General features: G+C 58.2%; 3 protein-coding genes. 2 read left to right on the top strand and 1 reads right to left on the bottom strand.

Annotated elements, in window-relative coordinates; genetic code table 11:
• Positions 1-73 precede the first annotated feature (73 nt).
• Entirely contained in the window at positions 74-934 is an 861-nt protein-coding gene (locus POI8812_RS03160; RefSeq protein WP_108781060.1) for a DMT family transporter, read from the top strand.
• On the opposite strand, the gene POI8812_RS03165 is transcribed toward POI8812_RS03160, so the two are convergent.
• On the bottom strand, positions 913-2,352 hold the full coding sequence (locus POI8812_RS03165; protein WP_211310368.1) for an alkaline phosphatase D family protein: 1,440 nt from the start codon (positions 2,350-2,352) through the stop codon (positions 913-915). The two genes, POI8812_RS03160 and POI8812_RS03165, sit on opposite strands and share 22 nt — an antisense overlap.
• 379 nt (positions 2,353-2,731) lie before the next feature.
• Between POI8812_RS03165 and POI8812_RS03170 the strand changes: the two genes are divergently transcribed.
• A complete protein-coding gene (locus tag POI8812_RS03170; RefSeq protein ID WP_162844868.1) occupies positions 2,732-4,084 on the top strand; it encodes a TolC family protein in 1,353 nt (450 codons plus the stop codon).
• The last annotated feature ends 51 nt before the right edge of the window (positions 4,085-4,135 follow it).

The raw sequence follows: 4,135 nt of genomic DNA on the forward strand, positions 1-4,135 counted from the left end.
ACCGATGGCAAACCGATTGTCCCGGCACAATTTACGAACTGGTTCCAGTGCGTTGCCGTGTTAAGCCGCTGTCATGGATTTTAGGGCAATCTTCATGGGTGTCAGCTTTGCGCTGATGTGGTCGTCCGCTTTCACGTCGGCCAAGATCGCCGTGCAATACGCGCCACCCTTCGCCTTGCTCTGTGTACGGTTCCTGATTTCGGGGCTTATAGCGCTCGCCCTTGCCCGATTTCTGGGGCAGCGCCTGCGCCTTACGCGTGCTCAGTGGTTGGCCGTTGTCGGCTTCGGCCTATGCCAGAATGTTATTTATCTTGGTGCGAATTTCTGGGCGGCGCAGACAATCGATGCGTCTCTTGCGGTGATTGTCGCCAGCTTGCTCCCACTTCTTGTTGCTGGCGCAAATGCTCTTCGCGGCGAGAGACTGAGCGCGGTGGCCCTTGCCGGGCTGGTGGTGGGGCTGGTCGGCGTTCTGGTGATAATGAGCGATCGATTGGGTGGCGGTGCTGATCCGACTGGCGTTGCAATGGTTGTGATTGGTGTTCTCGCACTGACAGCTGCAACTCTTTTGGTACAAGGGGCCTCGCCAGGCGGGAACGTGATCGCGGTCGTTGGCCTTCAGATGCTTGTTGGCTCTGCGGGGTTGCTTCCTTTGTCCTTACTGACCGAGGACCTGATCGTCGACCTTCAGTGGCAGCTTATTGTCGCCTTCACTTACACCACTCTCGTGCCCGGTCTTCTGGCAACGGTGACATGGTTCTTGCTCGTCAATCGCATTGGTCCGACGCGTGCGGCGACGTTCCATTTTCTCAATCCGTTTCTGGGTGTTGCAATTGCTGCGCTGATCTTGGGGGAGGCGCTGGGGCTGCGCGATCTGATCGGGGTCGCCGTCATCATGGGCGGGATCCTGGCGGTTCAGCTGTCGAGGCGCAATTGACCGGTCAGCATCATTTCCTCGTTGGGGCCCGACTCCTCAAACTCCCAATCCGTGTACCATTTGCCGTCCCGCCGGGTCAGTCGAAGGTAGTTTCGTTCAGAGATGTAGCGGTGTTTCTTGCCCAACGGCGGATGGATCGTGATCGGGTAGCCGATCAGGGGGTCTTCTCCGACGGCGGCCAGCGCGCCCAACATGCGCGCATAGCCCCGTCCTGGAGGCGTATGGCTGATGCCTGAGGCGACAAGCTGATGCAGGACGCCGCCGTTTTTCATCAACATCTCTGCCCTTGTCGCGACGTGGATTTCGCCTGAGAGCAGCGTGACGGGCTGTCGGTAGTCCTCAATCTCGCGAACCATCATTCCCAGAAACCGTCGCCAAGACTTGCGGTGTGTTCGGCTTTGCCACTGATCCCGCAGATCGTCCTCATACTGATTTGTGCCCGGCCATACGTAATCAAGGATGAATTCCACCCAGCTTAGGCGCGGCCCGAGGGCGGGAACCGACGACATAACAAAACAGTGCTGCCCATCCCGCCGCTCTGCCAGGGCCGCGTCGAGCCACTGCCAAGACATTTCATCCATCACGCGTTCGGGCGTTCGGCTTGCCCGCAGATCCGGCGCGACGACGCTGAACCCCGGAGCGTCAAACGCCACGCCACCACGCGGCATCGGCTCATCTTCGGCGAGACCCTGCTGGAACAGGCGGAACATTGTGGCGGAGATCGCATACAGGCCCGCACCGACAGCACTTTCTTGCTTTGGGTTCGGATGTGAGCCGTACCCATCGAAAATATCGTGGTCGTCCCACATCATAACCGAGGGAACCCGCGCCAGCATGTGCGCGATATCCTTGCTCGCGTATAGATCGAGGTAACGGTTCAACAGGTGAGACTCAGCCGCCTCGCGCATGCTGCGTGACCAGATGAAACCATCCTTGTCATCGTGATCGGCCTCTTCCCAGGCTTCGATATCTGGGTGTGATTGCAGGATGTCGTCCGCGTAAATCTGGTCGCCGCCATGCAGCATCAATCCGAACGGAGCTTCGGCGTGCTCCTGCGCCAGACGGGACCACAGCCTGTTTCGATCCTCTTCCGACCAGTCTGGATCTTCGTCTTCTTCGCCGTTGCACGAGGCGTAGGCGACACGCACATCACTAGTTAGATCCGTTGCTACGTCGAAGACGGTTTCGTTGAAGGTGTAGTGCGCCCCGGCTTGCGTGGGCAGACTGACCTCCCAACGCAATATGACGACACCAAACTTCTTGTAGAGAGTCGTTGGATCAATGACCTGACCACTGGAATCGCGCACGATTGGCACAGACGAATCGTTCGATAGTGCGGCGACAATCGCGATGTCGCTCTTCTCGGCTGTCGCTTTGCGGGCAAAAAGAAATGGCCCTGCCCGCAGATTGGTCGTCATGTCTTGCCCCTAATTTGATCCTACAGACGTAGATACGCCTTTGAGCAGGTCAAGTTCCTGCAGGACTGAACATGGGACCCTTAGCACCGGTCATTCTGTGTCGGGAATGGTCTGAATTTTACCTCGAAATTGTCGAAAATAAGGCGATCACAATCCGGTTTTGAGGCCGCTCAAATCGGAAAAAAGCGCAGAATTCTGTGGCTTTAAGCCACTTACTCGGCAATACTCTTTGCTAATATAGCCACCGACGGAGCCCCCAACCGTGCGAAGCGTAAGAACTCTATTGGCCCTTTGTGGCCTTTCCGTCATGGCCGGTTGCCAGGATTCACGGATCAGTAGAGATGCGTCTCCTCCGGGTTTGGAGGTGCCGCCGGTCTTGTTGAGTGATGCTGAGGGCGGGGCGATTTTGGAGGCTGGTGAGATCAGCTTTGATCCCAGCAGAGAGCTTTTGAGCTTCGCTGAGGCGGCTGTAAACCAATCCCCTCGCGTGCGCGCCGCCGGGTTTGCGCTACAGGGCGCTTCGGCAAGGGTGCGGGAACAACAGGGCGCGTTTTATCCGCAAGTGTCAGTGGATTTCGAACGCAATCAGGTTGATCAGGCGATCCTCTTTTCCTCTCAGCCGTCATTTAGTGGAAACACGAGCGAATTTCCGACGGAGACGTTTGGTCTGCGGGTCAGTCAAACGGTCTACGATGCAGAGGCGAGTGCTGGCATCGATGTCGCTATGGATGAGCGTGAGGCCGCGCGGGCGAGAACGGATAGCGCGTTCCAGGATGAACTCGACACCGTGCTGACGCTCTACCTTGATGGGATAGAGGCGCTTGAGCGATATCAGGCAGCTGACGCAGCAGTACGTTACCTTTCAACGGTCAATCGAATTGAGCGGTTGGAGGTGGAGGCGGGCAGACTTCGTGCTTCCGCCCGCGCGGATACGGTTGCGGATCTGGCGCAGGCTGAAACGGATCGTGAGATCGCAGTCGCCGATTTCCAGACACGGTCAGAGGCGTTCTGCCGACTGGCACAGGTTGAAATTTGCCCGGCTATCCAGTCGCTGGCTTTGGATGGTGTTCTGCCCGCCATCGCCCCATTGACCGAAGAGGAGCGGGAAAGGGTTCGGCAAAATCCTGACATTCGTGCGATCGAGCAAGCCCTGCAAGCTGCCACGAGTGAGATCGATCAGGCCCGCGGTGCCTTCTATCCGCGTGTCACCTTGGATTTTGCTCGCGAAGGTGTGAATCGTGGTGGCTCGCTTTTCGATGGCGCGAGTCAGACGTTGACAGACACGCTGACGCTGAACATCGGCTGGGATATCTACAACGGCGGCACGCGGATTGCTGCGACGGCACGACAGATCGCCGAAGCATCGGAATTGCGACATCTGCAAGAGGCGGACATTCGTGATCTGCTGCGAGCGCTCGAAACGGCTTCTGACGCGATTGAGACATTGTATGAGAATGACCAGCGGCTCAGCCGCGTGCTTGGCGCGCGTGCAGTGGCGCTGCGGCTTGCAAATGATGAAGTTGAGGCGGGATTGGCCAATCCCGTTGCTGCAGCACAGGCACGATATGCCTACGTGCTGGCGCAGGTTGGGCGGGCAACCGTTCGCCGCAATTACCTTCTGGCAGTCGTTGCGCGGGCTCGTGCAACTGGTTCGCTGGATTTCGATATGGTGCAGACCATAGGGGCGCTGGCGGTCGATGACCGCGCAGCGCGGAGGGCGTTGGATCTCTAGTCCAATGCAGTTTTTGGGGCCGCTTTGGGGAGCGGACCCGGAGGAACGAAG

It is taken from the genome of Pontivivens insulae (assembly GCF_900302495.1).
GTDB classification, from domain to species: domain Bacteria; phylum Pseudomonadota; class Alphaproteobacteria; order Rhodobacterales; family Rhodobacteraceae; genus Pontivivens; species Pontivivens insulae.

Bases quoted from the DNA above. Each gene is read 5' to 3' on its own strand.
- POI8812_RS03160 (WP_108781060.1), top strand. From the start codon at position 74: ATGGATTTTAGGGCAATCTTCATGGGTGTCAGCTTTGCGCTGATGTGG.
- POI8812_RS03165 (WP_211310368.1), bottom strand. From the start codon at position 2,352: ATGACGACCAATCTGCGGGCAGGGCCATTTCTTTTTGCCCGCAAAGCG.